Genomic DNA, 20589 nt, shown 5'->3' on the forward strand with positions numbered 1-20589 from the left:
CTCACCACCACCCTGATCCAGGCGCTCGGCGACGCGGACGTCAGCGCACCCCTGTGGTGCGTCACCCGCGGCGCGGTCGCGGCCTCGCCCGCCGAGGCAGTGCCCGGCGCCGCCCAGGCCACCGTGTGGGGACTGGGTCGCGTCGCCGCCCTCGAACACCCGCAGCGCTGGGGCGGCCTGATCGACCTGCCCGAGACCCTCGACGACCGGACCACGGCCCGGTTCGCCGCGGCCCTCACGGCCTCCGGCGGCGAGGACCAGATCGCGGTACGCCCCTTTGCCACCTTCGGCCGCCGGCTGGTCCCCGTACCGGCCGGGGGAATGCCCGCGGACAGGGAGTGGAACCCCACGGGCACCGTCCTGATCACCGGCGGCACCGGCGTCCTGGGCGCCCGGGTGGCACGCGAACTGGCCCGGGCGGGAGCGCGCAACCTGCTGCTCCTCAGCCGCCGGGGCCCCGACGCCCCCGGCGCCGCCGAACTGCGGGCCGACCTGGCCGCCTTGGGCGCGGAGGCCACCCTCACCGCCTGTGACGCGGCCGACCGCGACGCGCTCGCCGCCGTCCTCGCCGGCATCCCCGCCGAGGCACCCCTCACCGGGATCGTCCACACCGCGGGCGTCCTCGACGACGGAGTGCTCGACGGCCTCACGCCGGACCGGTTCGAGGCCGTCTTCCGGGCCAAGGCCGCCTCGGCCCTCGCCCTGCACGACCTCACCCGCGACCTGGACCTGGCCGTGTTCGCCCTGTTCTCCTCGACGTCCGCCGCGGTCGGCAACCCCGGACAGGCCAACTACGCCGCTGCCAACGCCTTCCTGGACGCCCTCGCCGAGCGGCGCCGGGCCGAGGGCCTCGCGGCGACCTCGATCGCCTGGGGCGCCTGGGGCGGCGGCGGAATGGCCGACGACGACCGCGCGGCCGCTGCGGCCCGGCGCACCGGCATCCGCCCCCTGGACCCGGACCTCGCCGTCACGGCGCTGCGCCGGGTGGTCATGGACGGGCGGCCCACCGAGGTCGTCGCCGACGTCGAACACGAGCGGTTCGTCCGGTCGTTCACCACCGTCCGGCCCAGCCCGCTCCTCGGGCAGCCGGCCGCCGGCGCCGAGTCCCACCCGGCCGGGCACCCGGACGGGGAGACCACCGGCACCGCCCTGCGCGAGCGGCTGGCGGGCCTGCCTCCGGCGAAGCGCCCCGCGGCCGTACTGGACCTGGTGCGCAGCCGGGCCGCCGCCACGCTGGGACACGCCTCCGCCGACGCCGTCGGCGCCGACCGGGCGTTCCGGGACCTCGGCTTCGACTCCCTCAGCGCGGTCGAGCTGCGCAACCAGCTCAACTCCGCGACGGGGCTCGCTCTCACCGCCACGCTCGTCTTCGACCACCCGAGCCCCGCGGACCTGGCCGACCACATCCTGCGCCTGCTGGCGCTCGACGAGGAGGCCGGGGGCGCGGCCGGTGAGGGGGCCGGTGACGGCGACCTCGACCAGGCCGGGATCAGGGCCCTGCTCGCCTCCGTCTCCGTGGCCCAGCTCCGGGAGATCGGCGTCCTCGAACCGCTGCTGAAGCTCGCGGCCGAGCAGAGCGCCGCGCCCGACGGCGAGGCCACCGCGGAGGAGGCGCACGCCTACGAGGAGTCGATCGACGCGATGGACGTCGACGACCTGGTGCGGGCGGCACTCGACGGCAATTCCCACCACGAGCGCTGAAAGAGCGGACCATGACCACATCCAGCGAAAACGTCGTCGCGGCTCTTCGCGCCTCGCTGAAGGAGGCCGAGCACCTGCGCCGGCAGAACCACAAGCTCGTCGCCGCGGCCAGGGAACCGATCGCGATCGTCGCCATGAGCTGCCGCTACCCCGGAGGCGTGAGCTCGCCCGAGGACCTGTGGGAGCTCGTGGCCTCCGGCAAGGACGCCATCTCCGGCTTCCCCACGGACCGCGGCTGGGACCTCGACGCCCTGCGGGACGCCGGGGTCGACCGGCGCGGCAACGCCGTCAGCCAGGAAGGCGGCTTCGTCGACGGTGTCGGGGACTTCGACGCCGGCTTCTTCGGGATCTCGCCGCGCGAGGCCGTGGCGATGGACCCTCAGCAGCGGCTGCTGCTGGAGACCTCCTGGGAGGCGATCGAGCGGGCCGGCATCGACCCGGTGTCCCTGCGCGGCAGCCGCACCGGTGTCTTCGTCGGCACGAACGGGCAGGACTACGCCTACCTCCTCGTACGGTCCCTGGCCGACGCCACCGGTGACATCGGCACCGGCATCGCCGCGAGCGCCGTCTCCGGCCGGCTCTCCTACGCGCTGGGCCTGGAGGGCCCGGCGGTCACCGTCGACACCGCGTGCTCCTCCTCGCTCGTGGCCCTGCACACGGCGAGCCAGGCCCTCAGGGCCGGCGAGTGCTCGCTGGCCCTGGTCGGCGGGGTGAACGTCATGTCGTCCCCCGGGTCCCTGATGGAGTTCAGCAGACAGGGCGGCCTCGCGGCGGACGGCCGGTGCAAGGCGTTCGCGGACGCGGCCGACGGCACGGGCTGGTCCGAGGGCGCCGGTGTCCTCCTCGTCGAGCGCCTCTCCGACGCCCGCCGCAACGGGCACCCGGTCCTGGCCGTCGTGCGCGGTTCCGCCGTCAACCAGGACGGCGCCTCTAACGGCTTCACCGCGCCCAGCGGACCTTCGCAGCAGCGGGTGATCCGGCAGGCGTTGGCGGCTGCCGGGCTGTCGGCGTCCGAGGTGGATGTGGTCGAGGCGCACGGTACGGGCACGGCGCTGGGTGATCCGATCGAGGCGCAGGCGCTGCTTGCTACGTATGGTCAGGACCGTGACTCCGGGCGGCCGTTGTGGTTGGGTTCGGTGAAGTCGAATATCGGGCATACGCAGGCGGCTGCGGGTGTGGCGGGGATCATCAAGATGGTCTTGGCGTTGCGGCATGGTGTGTTGCCGAAGACGTTGCATGTGGATGCGCCGTCGTCGCATGTGGACTGGTCGTCGGGTGCGGTGGAGTTGCTGACGGATGCTGTGGGGTGGCCGGAGGTGGACCGGCCGTGGCGCGCGGGTGTGTCGTCCTTCGGCATCAGCGGCACCAACGCCCACGTGATCGTGGAGCAGGCCGAACAGCCCGAACAGGCCGAGCGGGCTGAGGAAGAGCAGGGAAACCTGCCCGCCGTCGTGCCGTGGGTGCTGTCGGCCAGGTCCGAGCAGGCGCTCACGGCACAGGTGGAGCGGATCTCGTCGCTCACGGGGTCGCCGTCACCGCTGGACGTGGGGTTCTCGCTGGCTACGGGCCGTTCGGCGTTCGAACACCGCGCGGTGCTGCTGGCCGGGTACCCCGACGGCGGGCTCTCCGAGGCGGCCCGGGGACGCGCGGACACGGGCCGTTCCCTGGCGGTGTTGTTCTCGGGGCAGGGGTCGCAGCGGGTGGGGATGGGCCGTGAGTTGTACGGGCGGTTCCCGGTGTTCGCGGAGGCGTTGGACGCGGTGCTGGCGCACTTCGATGGTGAGCTGCGGGAGGTGATGTTCACCGATGCGGAGCGTCTGGAGGAGACGGGGTGGACGCAGCCGGCGTTGTTCGCGGTCGAGGTGGCGTTGTTCCGGCTGGTCGAGTCCTGGGGTGTTCGCCCGGACTTCGTCGCGGGGCATTCGATCGGTGAGATCGTCGCGGCGTATGTGGCGGGGGTGTTCTCTTTGGAGGATGCCTGCACGCTGGTGGCGGCGCGTGCGCGGTTGATGGGTGCGCTGCCCGCGGGTGGTGCGATGGTGGCGCTCCGGGCCGGTGAGAGCGAGGTGACTGAGCGGCTGGTCGAGGGTGTGTCGCTGGCGGCGGTCAACGGTCCCGAGGCGGTTGTCATCGCGGGGGACGAGAAGCAGGTCCTGCGTCTTGCTGAGGGGTTTGTGGTCGAGGGCCGTAAGACGCAGCGGTTGTCGGTGAGTCATGCGTTCCATTCGCCGTTGATGGAGCCGATGCTGGCGGAGTTCCGCCGGGTCGTGGAAGGTCTCACGTTCCAGGCACCGGAGATCCCGCTGGTGTCGAATGTGACGGGCGAGCTCGCTTCGGACGCGTCGGTGTGCTCGGCCGATTACTGGGTGCGGCATGTCCGTGAGACCGTGCGCTTCGCTGACGGTATCCAGGCTCTGGCTGCCGAAGGCGCCTCCGTCTTCCTGGAGTTGGGCCCGGACGGTGTGCTGACCGCCATGGCCCAGCACATTCTGGAGAACGCGGTCGCGGTTGCGGCCCTCCGCAAGGACCGTCCGGAAGAGACGGCCCTCCTGACCGCCCTGGCACACCTCCACGTGGCAGGTGTCGAGACCGACTGGGCCAAGCTCTTCGACGGTACCGGCGCCCGCCGTGTCGACCTGCCCACCTACCCCTTCCAGCACGAGTGCTACTGGCCGAAGCCGGCCGCCTCGGCCGGCGACGTGTCCGCCGCGGGCCTGATGCCCGCCGGACATCCACTGCTGGGTGCGGCGGTGACGTTGGCCGACTCCGACGGGATGCTCTTCACGAGCCGACTGTCGGCACGGACCCACCCTTGGCTGCTGGACCACGTGATCGACGGCGTGTCCGTCTTCCCCACCGCCGGGTTCCTCGAACTGGCCGTCCGCGCGGGCGACCACGTCGGCTGCGACCGGGTCGGCGAGCTCACCTTCGCCGAGCCCCTCGTGCTGGCCGGGGACGACGTGCTCCTCCAGGTGCGGGTCGGTGCCCCCGACGCGGAGGGCGCGCGCCCGGTGCGCATCCACGCACGGGCCGCGGGCTCCACGGACGAGGTGTGGACGGAGCATGCCGACGGCGTACTGCTGGAATCCCCGCTGCCGGCAGTGGAGTTCGACGCCTCGGTGTGGCCGCCGAGCGGCGCCGTGGCCGTCGCCCCGGAGGACTCCACCGAGGAGCACGGCCCGGTCTTCCGCACCGTACGCGCGCTCTGGAGCCGGGGTGACGAGACCTTCGTCGAGGCCGCGCTCCCGGACGGAGCGGACGATGCCGGGGCCTTCGGGCTGCACCCGGCGCTGCTGGAGGCGGTGACCCGGGCGACCGGGGGCGACGAGGGCATGGGGCCGTCGTCGTGGAGCGGGGTGTCGCTGCACGCGAGTGGCGCTTCGGCCGTGCGGATACGCATCGTCAAGTCCGGAGAGGACACCTTCTCCGTCGCCGTCGCGGACGCCGAGGGCGCGCCGGTCCTCTCGGCCGACTCGCTGGTCCTGGAGGCCCGGAAGACGGTACGGCAGTCCGACCGGCAGGGTTCGCTGCTACGGCTGGAGTGGGTGGCGGCCCCGGAGGCGCGGGCTTCCGAAGAGGTGCGGAGCGCGGCGCTCGGCCCGGCGGGCCTGGCAGGGCTGGCGGAGGTCCCGGACCTGGTCGTCGTCCGGGTGTCGGGTACGGCGGAGGACGTGCCCGCCTCCGTGCACGAACTCACGGCACGCGTCCTGGGGCTGGTGCAGGAGTGGCTGGCGGAGGAGCGGTTCGCCGCGTCGCGGCTGGTGTTCGTGACCCGCGGCGCGGTGTCCGGCGACGATCTCGCCGGTGCCGCGGTGTGGGGTCTGGTGGGGTCGGCGCAGTCGGAACATCCGGGCCGGTTCGTCCTGGTGGACGCCGAGGCCGGGGACGTCCCGGCCGTGCTCCCGGCCCTGCCCGGCCTCTCGGCCTCGGGCGACGACCGGTTCCTCGTACGCGAAGGCGCCGTGCACGTGGGCAGGTTGGCACGGTCAGTGACACAGGACGAGGGGGCCGCCGCGGCGCCCGCCTGGGCCCCGGACGGCACGGTGCTGATCACCGGCGGCACCGGTGGCCTGGGCGCTGTGCTGGCCCGGCACCTGGTGGCCGAGCGCGGCGTGAAACACCTGATGCTGGTGAGCCGGCGGGGCGAGGCCGCCCCGGGCGCGCCCCTGCTGCGCGAGGAGCTGACCGCCCTCGGCGCCGATGTCACCGTCGTGGCCTGCGACATGGCCGACCGCAACGCGGTCAGCTGGCTGCTGGACACCCTGGACCGCCCGCTGACCGCGATCGTCCACACGGCAGGCGTGCTGGACGACGGCGTGGTCACGGCCCTGTCCGCGGAACGCCTGTCGGACGTGCTGCGGCCGAAGGCGGACGCGGCCTGGCACCTGCACGAGCTCACCCAGGGGATGGAGCTCGCCGCCTTCGTCATGTACTCCTCGATCTCGGGCGTCATGGGCAGCGCCGGCCAGGGCAACTACGCCGCGGGCAACGTCTTCCTCGACGCGCTGGCCCGCCACCGTGCGGCCCGCGGGCTGCCCGCACAGTCCCTGGCCTGGGGCGCGTGGGCGCAGGGCAGCGGCATGACGGGCACCCTGTCCGAGGCGGACATGCGCCGCATCGCCTCCTCCGGAGTGCCGCCGCTGTCGGCCGGGCAGGGGCTCGCGCTGTTCGACGCCGCCACCGCGTCGGGCGAGACGCACCTCGTGCCGGTCGGGCCGGTCGCCGCGGGCACGCGCGTCCGCGGCGAGGTGCCGCCGCTGCTCCGCGGCCTCCTCAAGGGCACCCGGCGCACGGCGGCGGCCGCCACGGGCGGCACCGAAGCCGCCACGACGCTCGTCCGCCAGCTGCGCGAGGCGCGGCCGGAGGAGCGCACGCGCCTGATGACCGACCTGGTGCGGACCGAGACCGCGGCCGTACTGGGCCACGCCTCGGCCAAGGGCGTCGACGCGCGGCGGGAGTTCCGCGACCTGGGTCTCGACTCGCTGACCGCCGTCGAGCTGCGCAACCGGCTCACCGCCGCGACGGGCCTGCGGCTGTCCGCGACCCTCGTCTTCGACTACCCCAGCCCCACCGTGCTCGCCGCCCATCTCGTCCCGCGGCTCGTGGACGAGGCCGTGACCGACACGGGCTCGGCACTCCTCGCGGAACTCGCACGTCTCGACTCCGCGCTCGCCGCCGGCGAGCCGGACGCCCGCACCAGGTCGGCCGTCTCCGGCCGACTGCTCCAGATGCTGGAGAAGTGGCGGGGAACCGAAGTGGAGGACACCGGCGACGAGGTCGCCGAAAGGATCGAAGCCGCCGATACGGCTGAGATCTTGGCCTTCATCGACAACGAGCTCGGCCGTCACAGCGCTCGCTGAGCCCGGCCTCCACATTTCACAGGGAAGGTTTCTCGTCATGCCCGATGACAGCAAGCTCGTTGACTACCTCAAGTGGGTCACGGCCGATCTGCACCGGACCCGCCAACGGCTGGCGGAGGCCGAGTCCGGCAAGCAGGAGCCCATCGCCATTGTCGGCATGTCCTGCCGTTTCCCGGGCGGCGTGCGGTCGCCGGAAGAATTCTGGCAGTTGCTGCACGAGGGCCGTGACGGCATCTCGCCGTTCCCCACGGACCGCAGCTGGGACCTCGGCCTTCTGGCGGGCGACGGCGACGGTATGCGCACGGCGGCCGAGGGCGGCTTCGTCGACGCCGCCGCGTTCGACGCCGGCTTCTTCGGTATCTCGCCGCGCGAGGCCGTGGCCATGGACCCCCAGCAGCGGCTGCTGCTGGAGACCTCCTGGGAAGCCCTGGAGCGGTCCGGCATCGACCCCGCTTCCCTGCGGGGCAGTGAGACCGGTGTGTTCGTCGGTACGAACGGCGTCGACTACGTCGGCGTCGTCATGAACTCCCGCGAGGACGTCGAAGGCCACGCCAGCACCGGACTCGCGGGCAGCGTCCTCTCCGGACGCGTCTCGTACAGCTTCGGTCTGGAGGGGCCGGCGGTCACCGTCGACACCGCGTGCTCGTCCTCCCTCGTCTCGCTGCACCTCGCGGCCCACGCGCTGCGCACCGGCGAGTGCTCGCTGGCGCTGGCCGGCGGTGTGACGGTGCTGTCGAGCCCGATGAGCTTCGCGGGGTTCGCCCGGCAGGGCGGGCTGGCGACGGACGGCCGGTGCAAGGCGTTCGCGGACGCGGCCGACGGCACGGGCTGGTCCGAGGGCGTCGGCGTCCTCGTCCTGGAGCGCCTCTCCGACGCACAGCGCAACGGCCACGAGATCCTCGCCGTCGTCCGCGGCTCTGCGGTGAACCAGGACGGCGCGTCCAACGGCCTGACCGCGCCCAACGGCCCGTCCCAGCAGCGGGTGATCCGGCAGGCGCTGGCGGCCGCCGGGCTGTCGGCGTCCGAGGTGGACGTGGTCGAGGCGCACGGTACGGGCACGACCCTCGGCGATCCGATCGAGGCGCAGGCGTTGCTTGCCACGTATGGTCAGGACCGTGATTCCGGGCGGCCGTTGTGGTTGGGTTCGGTGAAGTCGAATATCGGGCATACGCAGGCGGCTGCGGGTGTGGCGGGGATCATCAAGATGGTCCTGGCGTTGCGGCATGGTGTGTTGCCGAAGACGTTGCATGTGGATGCGCCGTCGTCGCATGTGGACTGGTCGTCGGGTGCGGTGGAGTTGCTGACGGATGCTGTGGGGTGGCCGGAGGTGGACCGGCCGTGGCGTGCGGGTGTGTCGTCCTTCGGCATCAGCGGCACCAACGCCCACGTCATCATCGAGCAGGCGCCGACCGCCGAGGAGTCCGACGCCGACGACGAGCCGAAGATCTCGCCGTCGTCCGTGCCCTGGCTGGTCTCGGCGAAATCCGAGCGAGCGCTGACAGCACAGCTGGAGCAGATCACCGCGCTCACCGGCGTGTCACCGCTCGACGCGGGCTTCTCGCTGGCCACTTCCCGCGCGCACCTCGAACACCGCGCGGTGCTGCTGGCGTCGGAGGACGGCGCTGTGGCCGAGATCGCGCGCGGGTCCGCCGAGGACATGGCCGGGAAGCTCGCGGTGTTGTTCTCGGGTCAGGGTTCGCAGCGGGTGGGGATGGGCCGTGAGTTGTACGGGCGGTTCCCGGTGTTCGCGGAGGCGTTGGACGCGGTGCTGGCGCACTTCGATGGTGAGCTGCGGGAGGTGATGTTCACCGATGCGGAGCGTCTGGAGGAGACGGGGTGGACGCAGCCGGCGTTGTTCGCGGTCGAGGTGGCGTTGTTCCGGCTGGTGGAGTCCTGGGGCGTGCGTCCGGACTTCGTGGCCGGTCATTCGATCGGTGAGATCGTCGCGGCGTATGTGGCGGGGGTGTTCTCTTTGGAGGATGCCTGCACGCTGGTGGCGGCGCGTGCGCGGTTGATGGGTGCGCTGCCCGCGGGTGGTGCGATGGTGGCGGTCCGGGCCGGTGAGAGCGAGGTGACTGAGCGGCTGGTCGAGGGTGTGTCGCTGGCGGCGGTCAACGGTCCTGAGGCGGTTGTCATTGCGGGGGACGAGAAGCAGGTCCTGCGTCTTGCTGAGGGGTTTGTGGTCGAGGGCCGTAAGACGCAGCGGTTGTCGGTGAGTCATGCGTTTCATTCGCCGTTGATGGAGCCGATGCTGGCGGAGTTCCGCCGGGTCGTGGAAGGTCTCACGTTCCAGGCACCGGAGATCCCGCTGGTGTCGAATGTGACGGGCGAGCTTGCTTCGGACGCGTCGGTGTGCTCGGCCGATTACTGGGTGCGGCACGTCCGTGAGACCGTGCGCTTCGCCGACGGTATCCAGGCTCTGGCTGCCGAAGGCGCCTCCGTCTTCCTGGAGTTGGGCCCGGACGGTGTGCTGACCGCCATGGCCCAGCACATTCTGGAGAACGCGGTCGCGGTCGCGGCCCTCCGCAAGGACCGTCCGGAAGAGACGGCCCTCCTGACCGCCCTGGCACACCTCCACGTGGCAGGTGTCGAGACCGACTGGGCCAAGCTCTTCGACGGTACCGGCGCCCGCCGTGTCGACCTGCCCACCTACCCCTTCCAGCACGAGCGCTACTGGCCCAGGCCCGGCGCGCTCACCGGAAACGTGACCGGCGCGGGCCTGGCGCCGGCGGAACACCCGCTGCTGGGCGCGATGCTCGCCCTCGCGGAATCCGATGAAGTGGTGTTCACCGGCCGGCTCTCACTGGAGACCCACCCGTGGCTCACCGACCACGCCATCGGCGAGCACGTCCTCTTCCCGGGCACGGGCTTCCTGGAACTGGCCCTGCGTGCCGCGGACCAGGTCGGGTGCGACCGGGTCGAGGAATTCGTCCTCCTCACCCCGCTCGTCCTGCCCGCGGAGGGCGGCGCGCTGGTCCAGGTGCTGGTCGGAACCCCTGACGAGGCGGGCACCCGGACGATCTCCGTGCACTCGCGCGCCGACGGCGCGCCCGACGGCGAGTGGATCCAGCACGTCACCGGCCGGCTGACCGTCGGGGAGCGGACCGAGGACTTCGGCTCGAAGGAGTGGCCGCCCCGGAACGCGGTGGTCGTCGACCTGGAGGGTTTCTACGAGGGCACCGGGTACGGTCCCGCCTTCCAGGGGCTGCGCTCGGTCTGGCAGCGTGAGAACGAGGTCTATCTGGAAGCCGTGCTCCCGGGCGACGCCGCCGGTGAGGCCGGGACGTTCGGAATCCACCCGGCGCTGCTGGACGCGGTGATCCAGTCCCACAGGATGGCCGGTGTCGGCGCCGACGACCAGCTCCTCATGCCGTTCGCCTGGCGCGGTGTGTCCCTGCACGCGGGCGGGGCCGCGGTCGTGCGGGCGCGTGTCACGAGGACGGGCGACGACAGCGTGTCGATCGCGGCCGTCGACGTCGAGGGCGCGCCCGTGCTGTCGGCGGAGGCGCTGGTCCTGCGCGGCACGTCGTCGTCGGCGGTCGCGGCCGCGCGCGGCGCGGAGTACGACGCGCTGCTGTCGCTGGACTGGGTGCCCGCCCCCGAGACGCCCGCCGCCGAGGTCCGGTATGTGACCCTGGGCGCCGACCGGCTCGGCGCGGGCACGCGGGTAGCGTCCCTGGACGACCTCACCGGCGACGAGGACCTGGTGCTGGTGCCCGTCTCCGGCACGGACGATGACGTACCCGCTTCCGTGCACGGGCTGACGGCCCGGGTCCTGAGCCCGCTCCAGGACTGGACGGCGGGGGAGCGGCCCGCCTCCTCGCGCCTGGTGTTCGTCACCCGTGGCGCCGTCTCCGCCGGTGAGGGCGAGACCGTGACGGACCCGGCCGCCGCCGCGGTGTGGGGTCTCGTACGGTCGGCGCAGTCGGAGAACCCCGGCCGGTTCGCGCTGGTGGACGCGGAGCCGGATGACATCCCGGCCCTGCTGCCGGTCCTGCCGGGCCTGCTGGCCACCGGGGACGAGCAGTTCGTGGTGCGCGACGGCGCCGTCCGGCTGGCCCGGCTGGCTCGGCTCGGCGGCGGCGCCGGGCTGCTGCCGCCCGTCGAGGGACCCTGGCGGCTGGACATCGCCACCAAGGGCAGCCTTGACGATCTGCTGCTCGCGCCCTGCCCGGACGTCCTGGAGCCGCTCGGGCCGGGGCAGGTCCGGATCGCGGTCCAGGCCGCGGGCGTGAACTTCCGCGACGTGCTGAACGCCCTGGGCATGTACCCCGGCGAGGCCGGACGGCTCGGCGCCGAGGGCGCGGGCGTGGTGACCGAGACCGGGCCCGGGGTGACCGGACTGCGCCCGGGCGACCGCGTGATGGGCATGCTGTTCGGCGGTTTCGGCCCGGTGGCCGTGGCCGACGAGCGGCTCCTCGCCAGGCTGCCCGAAAGCTGGTCGCCGGCCACCGCCGCGTCCGTGCCGCTCGTCTTCCTGACCGCCCTCTACGCCCTGAAGGACCTCGCGGACCTGAAGCCCGGCGAGAAGATCCTCGTGCACGCCGGCGCCGGCGGCGTGGGCATGGCGGCGATCCAGCTCGCGAAGCACCTGGGCGCCGAGGTGTTCGCCACGGCGAGCGAGGGCAAGTGGGACACCCTCCGCGAACTGGGCGTCCCCGACGACCACATCGCCTCGTCCCGCACCACCGACTTCGAGCAGCGGTTCCTGGAGGTCACCGGCGGCCGCGGTGTGGACGTGGTGCTCAACGCCCTCGCCGGTGAATTCGTGGACGCCTCGCTGCGGTTGACCGCTCCTGGCGGCCGGTTCCTGGAGATGGGCAAGACCGACATCCGCGAGCCCGAGTCGGTCGCCGGGGCGCACTACCGCGCGTTCGATCTCGCGGAGGCGGGTCCGGAGCGGACCCAGGAGATGCTGCTGGAGCTGCTGGAGCTGTTCGCCGCGGACGTGCTGCGGCCGCTGCCGGTCGCGACGTGGGACGTGCGGCGGGCCCCGGAAGCCTTCCGCCACATGAGCCGGGCCCGGCACATCGGGAAGATCGTGCTGACCATGCCGCGGGCCTGGGCGCCGGAGGGCACCGTACTGATCACCGGTGGCACCGGCGGCCTGGCCCGGGAACTCGCCCGGCACCTGGTGACGGAGCGCGGCGTGCGGCACCTCCTGCTCGCCGGCCGGAGCGGGCCCGGCGCGCCCGGCGCGTCCGAGCTGCGCGACGAACTGACCGGCCTCGGAGCCGAGGTCACGCTCGTCGCCTGTGACGTGGCCGACCGGGCGGCCGTGGCCGGGCTGGTGGCCGGTGTGCCGGTGGAGCATCCGCTGACGGCCGTCATCCACACGGCCGGTGTGCTCGACGACGGTGTGGTCACCTCGCTGACCCCCGAGCGGCTGTCGTCCGTGCTGCGGCCCAAGGTGGACGGGGCCTGGCACCTGCACGAGGCCACGAAGGACCTCGACCTGGCCGCGTTCGTCCTGTTCTCGTCCATCTCGGGCGTGACCGGCACCCCCGGCCAGGGCAACTACGCCGCCGGCAACGTCTTCCTCGACGCGCTCGCCCGGCACCGTACGGCGCGGGGCCTGCCCGCGCAGTCCCTGTCGTGGGGAGCCTGGGCCCAGGGCAGCGGGATGACCGCCACGCTCTCCGAGGCGGACATGCGGCGCGCCGCCGCGCAGGGGTCCTCGCCCCTCTCCGTCGCCCAGGGGCTGGCCCTGTTCGACGCGGCGCAGCAGTGCGACGCGGCCCATCTCGTCGCGCTCGGCCGGGCCTCCGGGCCGGTACGGGCCACGGGCCCGGTGCCGCCCGTACTGCGCGGCCTGATCAAGAGCGGCCGCCGCGCCGCCGCGACCACCGTCGGCGGCGCCGGCACGGCCGTCCAGCTCGCCGGGCGGCTGGCGGGGCTGGGCGAGGAGGAGCGCGCCCGCCTCGTGACCGACCTGGTGCGGACCGAGGCGGCGGCCGTGCTCGGGCACGCGTCGGCCGAAGCCGTCGACGCGCGGCGGGAGTTCCAGGACCTGGGCTTCGATTCCCTGACGTCCGTGGAGCTGCGCAACCGGCTCTCCACCGCGACCGGCCTGCGGCTGCCCGCCACGATGGTCTTCGACTACCCCAGCCCCGCCGCGCTCGCGGGGCACCTCGTCGCCCTGCTGCTCGACGAGCAGCCGGACGCGCCGGTCCCGGCCGCCGTCACCGCCGCGACCGACGACGACCCGGTCGCCATCGTGGGCATGGCCTGCCGGATGCCCGGAGGCGTGCGGTCGCCGGAAGACCTGTGGGAGCTCGTCCTCGCGGGCCGCGAAGGCATCACGGACTTCCCGACCGACCGTGGATGGGACCTGGACGCGCTGCTGGGCGGGGCGGAGGGCGACCGTGGCCGCAGTGCCACGGCCAAGGGCGGATTCCTCGACGGCATCGGGGACTTCGACGCCGAATTCTTCGGGATCTCCCCGCGCGAGGCCGTCACCATGGACCCCCAGCAGCGGCTGCTGCTGGAGACCTCGTGGGAGGCGATCGAGCGGGCCGGCATCGACCCGCTGTCGCTGCACGGCAGCCGCACCGGTGTCTTCGTCGGCAGCAGCGGCCAGGACTACACGATGCTCGTGATGAACTCCCGCGAGGACCTGGAGGGTCACGGCAGCACGGGTCTCGTCGGCAGTGTCGTCTCGGGCCGTGTCTCGTACACCTTCGGCCTGGAGGGCCCGGCCGTCACCCTCGACACCGCGTGCTCGTCGTCCCTGGTGGCCCTGCACCTGGCCGCGCAGTCCCTGCGCTCCGGCGAGTGCTCGCTCGCCCTGGCCAGCGGTGTGACGGTCCTGTCGACCCCGATGAGCTTTCCCAGCTTCACCCGGCAGGGCGTGCTGGCGACGGACGGGCGGTGCAAGGCGTTCTCGGACGAGGCCGACGGCACCGGCTGGTCCGAGGGCGTCGGTGTCCTCGTCCTGGAACGGCTTTCCGACGCGCGGCGCAACGGGCACGAGGTCCTCGCCGTGGTGCGCGGCTCGGCCATCAACCAGGACGGTGCCTCCAACGGTCTCACCGCGCCGAACGGACCGTCCCAGCAGCGCGTCATCCGCCAGGCCCTGGCGAACGCCGGGCTGTCGGGCGCCGACGTGGACGCCGTCGAGGCCCACGGCACCGGTACCGCGCTCGGTGACCCCATCGAGGCACAGGCCCTGCTCGCCACGTACGGGCAGGACCGGGCCGAAGGGCGGCCGCTGCTCCTGGGCTCGCTCAAGTCGAACATCGGCCACACCATGTCGGCGGCCGGCGTCGCCGGTGTCATCAAGACGGTCATGGCGTTGCGGCACGGAGTGCTGCCCCGCACCCTCCACGTCGCGACGCCCACGACGCACGTCGACTGGACGGCCGGTGACGTCGAACTCCTGACGGAGACGACCGACTGGCCGGACACCGGCCGCCCCCGCCGCGCGGCCGTGTCCGCCTTCGGCATCAGCGGCACGAACGCGCACGCCATCCTGGAGCAGCCGGCGGAGCAGCCCGCCGCCGGGCCCGCTCCGGACCCCCGCCCGGTGAGCGCGGGAACCGTCCCGTGGCTCCTCTCGGGCAAGTCCCCCGAAGCGCTGGACGCCCAGGCCGGGCTGGTGCGCGAGTGGGCCGGTGCGCATCCGGAGCTCTCGCCGGCCGACGTGGGCCTCTCGCTCGTCACGAGCCGGTCCGCCTTCGAGCACCGCGCGGTGCTGCTGGCAGGGGAGGACGGCGTCGTCGAGGCCGCGCGGGGCAGGGCCGTGGACCGTTCGCTCGCCCTGCTCTTCCCCGGCCAGGGCGGACAGCGCGCGGGAATGGGCCGGGAGCTGTACGACCGGTTCCCGGTGTTCGCCGAGGCCCTCGACGCGGCGCTGGCGCACTTCGACGGCGAGCTGCGCGAGCTGCGGGAGGTGATGTTCACCGACGCCGAGCGCCTGGACCGGACGGGCTTCACCCAGCCCGCGATGTTCGTCATCGAGGTGGCGCTGTTCCGGCTGGTCGAGTCCTGGGGGATCCGCCCGGACTTCGTCGCCGGGCACTCGTTCGGTGAGATCGCCGCGGCCCATGTGGCCGGAGTGCTCTCCCTGGCGGACGCCGCCACCCTGGTGGCGGCCCGGGCGCGGCTGATGCAGGCGCTGCCCGTGGGCGGTGCGATGGTCGCCGTCCAAGCGGCCGAGGACGAGGTGACCCCGCGGCTGACCGCCGGTGTCTCGATCGCGGCGGTCAACGGCCCGGAGTCGGTCGTCGTCGCCGGTGACGAGGCCCAGGTCCTGCGCATCGCCCGGGAGTTCACCGCCGAGGGCCGCAAGACGCACCGGCTGGCGGTGAGCCACGCCTCCCACTCCCCGGTGATGGACCCGGTGCTGGACGACTTCCGGAAGGTCGCCGAGGGCCTGGAGTACCGGCCGCCCCGGATCCCCGTCATCTCGACGGTGACCGGTGAGCCGGCGTCCCCGGAGCTGCTGTGCTCCGCCGACTACTGGGTGCGCAACGTCCGCGAAACCGTCCGCTTCGCCGACGCCGTGCGCGCCCTGGCGGCCGCGGGTGCCTCGGCCTTCCTGGAGCTGGGTCCCGACGGTGTGCTGACGGGGATGGCCTCGCACAGCCTGGACGGCACGCCGGTCGTGGTCCCCGCCCTGCGCAAGGACCGCCCCGAGGAGACGGCCCTGCTGACCGCCCTCGCGCACCTCCACGTGGCAGGTGTCGGGGCCGACTGGACCGGGGTCTTCGCCGGCACCGGTGCCCGCCGTGTCGACCTGCCCACCTACCCCTTCCAGCGCCGGCGCTTCTGGCCCCAGCCCGCCGCGACGGTGGGAGACGTCGAGTCGGCGGGACTGGAGCCGGTCGGACACCCCCTGCTGGGTGCGGCGACGCACCTGGCGGACTCGGGCGAGCTGCTGTTCACGAGCCGGCTGTCGGGCCACGCGCACCCCTGGCTGAAGGACCGCTCGACGGACGGGGCGACAACCGTTCCGGCCGCGGCCTTCGTCGAACTCGCCATCCGGGCCGGCGATCAGGCCGGCTGCGATCACCTCGCCGCACTGACGCTCGGCGCGCCCCTGGAGCTCACCGACGGCACGGCACGCGTGATGCAGGTGCGGCTCAGTGCCCCGGACGACTCGGACAGCCGTGAGATCCGGTTCTTCTCGCGTCCCGCCGACGGGCCGACCGAGACGTGGACGGAGCACGCCACCGGCACGCTCACCACGGACGCGCCGGCCACGGACGCCGACCTGTCCGTCTGGCCGCCCCACGGCGCGTCCCCTGTCGACCTGGACGACTTCCACGCCGGGAGGCCCGACACCACCCTCCACGGGGTGCGGGCGGCCTGGAGCCTCGGCGACGAGGTGTTCGTCGAAGCCGGGCTCCCGGACGGCATCGCCTCCGACGCCCAGGACTTCGGGCTGCACCCCGCGCTGCTCGACACGGTCGTGCGCGCGGTCGCACTCTGCGAGGCGGGCGACGAGGACGGCATTCCGCACGCCGCCTCCTGGAGCGGGGTGTCCCTGTACGCCTCCGGCGCGTCGTCGCTGCGGGCACGGATCGTGCGGACGGGCGAGGAGACCGTCTCCGTCCTGGCGGCCGACGCCTCCGGCGCCCCGGTGCTGGCGGCGGAAACCGTCGGCCTGAGCGCTCCTTCGCACGCTCCGCGGTCCGGCGGCGCACGTGAACCCCTGCTGCGCCTGGAATGGGTTCAGGCACCGGAGCCCGAGGCAGTGCCGGACGTACGGAGCGTGGTCCTGGCTCCCCTCGGGGCCGCGGATCCGAGCGGTGTCGCCGACGCCCCGGAACTGGTCGTGGTCCCCGTGGACCCGGCGGAGGGCGACGTGCCGGCGGCCACGCACGAACTGACGGCACAGGCCCTGCGCCTGGTGCAGGACTGGCTCGGTGACGACCGCTTCGCCACGTCGCGGCTGGTGTTCGTGACGCGCGACGCGGTCTCCGGCGGCGATCCCGCGGCCGCCGCCCTCTGGGGGCTCCTGCGCTCGGCACAGGCGGAGCACCCCGGCCGGTTCGTCCTGGCCGACCTCGACGAAAGCGGTGACCTGACGGCGTTCCTCACACAGTTGCCGGGCCTGCTGGCCTCCGGCGACGACCAGTTCGCCGTGCGCGACACAGAGGTGCGCGTCGCCCGGCTGGCCCGGCTGCCGCGCGGCGCGGACGCCCGGCGGCCGGAGTGGGACCCCGAGGGGACCGTCCTCATCACCGGCGGCACCGGCGGGCTGGGCAGCCACCTCGCCCGGTGGCTGGCCGCCTCCGGCACACGGCACCTGCTGCTGGCCGGCCGCCGCGGTCCGCAGGCGCCCGGAGCGGCCGAACTGGCCGACGATCTCCGGGCCCTGGGGGCGCTGCCCACGATCGTGTCCTGTGACATCGCGGACCAGGACGCGCTCGCCGGCCTCCTGGACCGAATCCCCGCCGAACACCCGCTGACGGCGGTCGTCCACCTCGCCAGTGTCCTCGACGACGGCATGGTGACCTCGCTGGACCCCGAGCGGCTGACGTCCGTGCTGCGGCCCAAGGCGGACGCGGCCTGGCACCTGCACGAGGCCACCAAGGACCTCGGTCTCGCGGCGTTCGTCATGTTCTCGTCCGTCTCCGGGGTGCTCGGCGCACCGGGCGTGGCCAACTACGCGGCGGCGAACGCCTTCCTGGACGGCCTGGCCCGGTACCGGGCCGCCCAGGGCCTGCCAGGACAGTCGGTCGTGTGGGGCCACTGGACCGGCGGTACCGGCATGGCCGGTGAGCTGAGCGACACCGCCATGGCCCGCATGCGGGCCAGCGGCCTGGCGCCGGTGACCGTCGAACAGGGCCTGGCGCTGTTCGAGACCGCCCTCGGCGAGGACGAGCCCGTGGTGGTGGCGCTGGGCTCGGTCTCCGGAGCCACGGCGTCGCAGGCCGATGTGCCCCCGCTCTTCCGCGGCCTGGCCCGCCGGAGCAGGCGGGCCGCCGCGCACACGTCCGGCGCCCCGGTCTCCTTCACCCAACGGCTCACCGCCCTGCCGGAGTCGGACCGTCTCCGGCACACCGTCGACCTCGTCCGTACCGAGGCCGCCGCCGTCCTCGGCCACGCGTCGTTCCAGGACATCGAGGCCGACAGGGACTTCTTCGAGCTGGGATTCGACTCGCTGACGTCGGTGGAGCTCCGTAACCGGATCGCCGCGGCCACCGCGCTGCAACTGCCCGCGACCGCGGTCTTCGACAACAGGAACCCCGAGAACCTCGCCGCCTGGCTGCTCGGCGAACTCGCCGCACAGCCCGGCCCGGATGGGGCCCCGTCCGGTGCGGGTCTGCGGGGCCCGGCGGCCGGGCAGGAGGTCGATTCGCTGGAGCGGATGTTCACCGCCGCCCTGGAGAACGGCAGGGTCGCCGAGGCGCAGCAGATGGTCCGGGCCCTGGGCGCGCTCCGCGAGACCTTCGAGAACGCGGCCGAACTGGAGGACCTGCCCCTGCCCACCACCCTCGCCGAGGGCACCGGCACTCCCCGGCTGATCTGTGTCAGCACACCCACCGCCAACGGCGGTGTCCACGAGTACGCCAGGTTCGCGGCACCCTTCCGGGGGCAGCGGCACGTCAGTGCGGTGCCGCTGGTCGGCTTCGCGGCGGGGGAGCGGCTGCCGGCCACGCCCGAGAGCGCGGTGCGGGTCATCGCGGAGAGCGCGCTGCGCGCGAGCGACGGAGAACCCTTCGTCCTCGCCGGGCACTCCTCCGGCGGCGCGTTCGCCTACGCGGCCGCCGGGCTGCTGGAGAGCACCTGGGGCATCAAGCCGACGGCCGTGGTGCTGCTGGACACCCTCAGCCTCCGGCACGAGAACAGGGAGGACGTCGACTACGCCGGCCTGATGCGGCGGAACTTCATGGTCGACGAGGTCTCCCCGGTGCGGATGACCAATTCGAGGCTGTCCGCGATGGGCCGGTGGATGGGGCTGCTCAGCCGGCTCGACGTCCAGCACCCGACCGTCCCCGTGCTGAGCCTCCAGGCGGCGCGGCAGGCCCCTGGACTCCAGTTCCTCGCGAACGCGCCGGAGGGCGCCGGCGGCGAGGGCCCGAGCGCCTTCCCCTCGGCCCAGGTCCGCAGCATCGACGCCGACCACTTCTCCCTCGTCAAGGCGGACGCCGCGGCGGCGGCGGAGGCCGTGGAGAGCTGGCTCGGCTCCATCGGCGGGGCCTGACGGCACCGGAGCGCCGCGGTCGCGGCCGGTCGTGCGCGCGACCGCGGCGTGTTTCCGGATTTCCTACACAGCTATACAGAAGGCAGGACATGACATGACCGTTTCTTCCCAGGACGTGCCCGCACTCGGCCTGGAGGCGCCCGGCCGGCTCCGGCTGAGCCCCCTGCTGCGCCGCCTCCAGGACGATGCGCCGGTCGTCCGGGTGCGCACCCCCGCGGGGGACGAAGGGTGGCTGGTGACCCGCCACGCCGAGCTCAAGGAGCTGCTGCACGACGAGCGCGTCGGCCACTCGCACCCCGACCCGGACAACGCGCCCCGTTACGTCAAGAGCCCTTTCCTGGACCTGATGATCACGGACACCGACGCCGAGGCGGGGCACCGGACGCACACCGAGATCCGCCGCGCGCTCACACCGATGTTCTCCGCCCGGCGGGTGCGCGAGATGGAGCCGCGGGTGGCGGCGGTCGTCGACGACGTCCTGGACCGGTTCATCGCCCAGGGCCCGCCCGGAGACCTGCACAGCGGCGTCTCCGTGCCGGTCGCCCTGACAGTGCTCTGCGACATCATCGGCATACCGCCGCACAGCCGTGAGGAGCTGACCACGAGGCTTGGCCAGATGGCCCTCCTGGGTGACAAGGAGAGCGTGGAGCACGGCCGGGACGACCTCTTCGCCTTCGTCGAGGGGCTGGTCGAGCAGAAGCGCACCGAGCCCGGCGCCGACATCCTCACCCGGCTGTCCCAAGGCGGACTTCCGGAGGAGCGTGTGGCACCGCTGGCGGTGGGCCTGCTGTTCGCCGGCCTGGACAGCGTCGTGACCTTCCTCGACCACGGCGTGATGCTCCTGGCCGACTACCCCGAGCAGCGCGCCGCCGCGCTGGCGGACCCGGCCGCGATGACGCTCGCCGTGGAGGAAATACTGCGGTCCGCCAAGGCCGGCGGGTCGATCCTGCCGCGCTACGCCAACGCGGACGTCGAGATCGGCGGCGTGACGATACGGTCCGGTGACCTGGTCCTGTTCGACTTCAGCCTCCCCAACTTCGACGAGCGGGCCTTCGACGAGCCGGGGCGGTTCGACATCACCAGGACACCCAACCCGCACCTGACCTTCGCCCACGGCATGTGGCACTGCATCGGCGCCCCGCTGGCCCGCATCGAGCTGAGGACGGTGTACACCCAGCTGTTCACCCGTCTGCCCGGCCTGCGCCTGGTCCACGGTGAGGACGAACTGCGCTTGGTCGACGGCCAGTTGTCCGGTGGTCTCACCGAGCTGCCCGTGACCTGGTAGGTCCGGACACCCGCCGTTCCCGGCAACCTCGCCCGTACCCACGCCCCTCACCGCACCACCGGGGCCGTGTGTACGGGCGTCGTGCTGTG

4 protein-coding genes (1 of these 4 cut by a window edge) are annotated in these 20589 nt (G+C 73.4%); all 4 read left to right on the forward strand.

Features of this window, described 5'->3' with window-relative positions; all coding sequences use genetic code 11:
• Positions 1-1701, forward strand: the end of a protein-coding gene (locus tag ACH427_RS16025; RefSeq protein ID WP_398870068.1) for a type I polyketide synthase. 26799 nt of this gene lie to the left of the window's left edge; only the last 1701 of its 28500 coding nucleotides appear in the window; the start codon falls outside the window, past its left edge; the stop codon is at positions 1699-1701.
• 11 nt (positions 1702-1712) lie between these two features.
• Positions 1713-7061 (forward strand): type I polyketide synthase, encoded by a 5349-nt coding sequence (locus ACH427_RS16030; protein WP_398870069.1) that lies wholly within the window; start codon positions 1713-1715, stop codon positions 7059-7061.
• Positions 7062-7098: 37 nt separating this feature from the next.
• On the forward strand, positions 7099-19215 hold the full coding sequence (locus tag ACH427_RS16035; protein WP_398870070.1) for an SDR family NAD(P)-dependent oxidoreductase: 12117 nt from the start codon (positions 7099-7101) through the stop codon (positions 19213-19215).
• A 94-nt stretch (positions 19216-19309) separates the two neighbouring features.
• Entirely contained in the window at positions 19310-20500 is a 1191-nt protein-coding gene (locus tag ACH427_RS16040; RefSeq protein WP_398870071.1) for a cytochrome P450, read from the forward strand.
• Positions 20501-20589 lie beyond the last annotated feature (89 nt).

Source organism: Streptomyces sp. NPDC020379, from assembly GCF_044387105.1.
GTDB lineage: Bacteria > Actinomycetota > Actinomycetes > Streptomycetales > Streptomycetaceae > Streptomyces.

Bases quoted from the DNA above. Each gene is read 5' to 3' on its own strand.
- ACH427_RS16035 (WP_398870070.1), top strand. From the start codon at position 7,099: ATGCCCGATGACAGCAAGCTCGTTGACTACCTCAAGTGGGTCACGGCC.
- ACH427_RS16040 (WP_398870071.1), top strand. From the start codon at position 19,310: ATGACCGTTTCTTCCCAGGACGTGCCCGCACTCGGCCTGGAGGCGCCC.
- ACH427_RS16030 (WP_398870069.1), top strand. From the start codon at position 1,713: ATGACCACATCCAGCGAAAACGTCGTCGCGGCTCTTCGCGCCTCGCTG.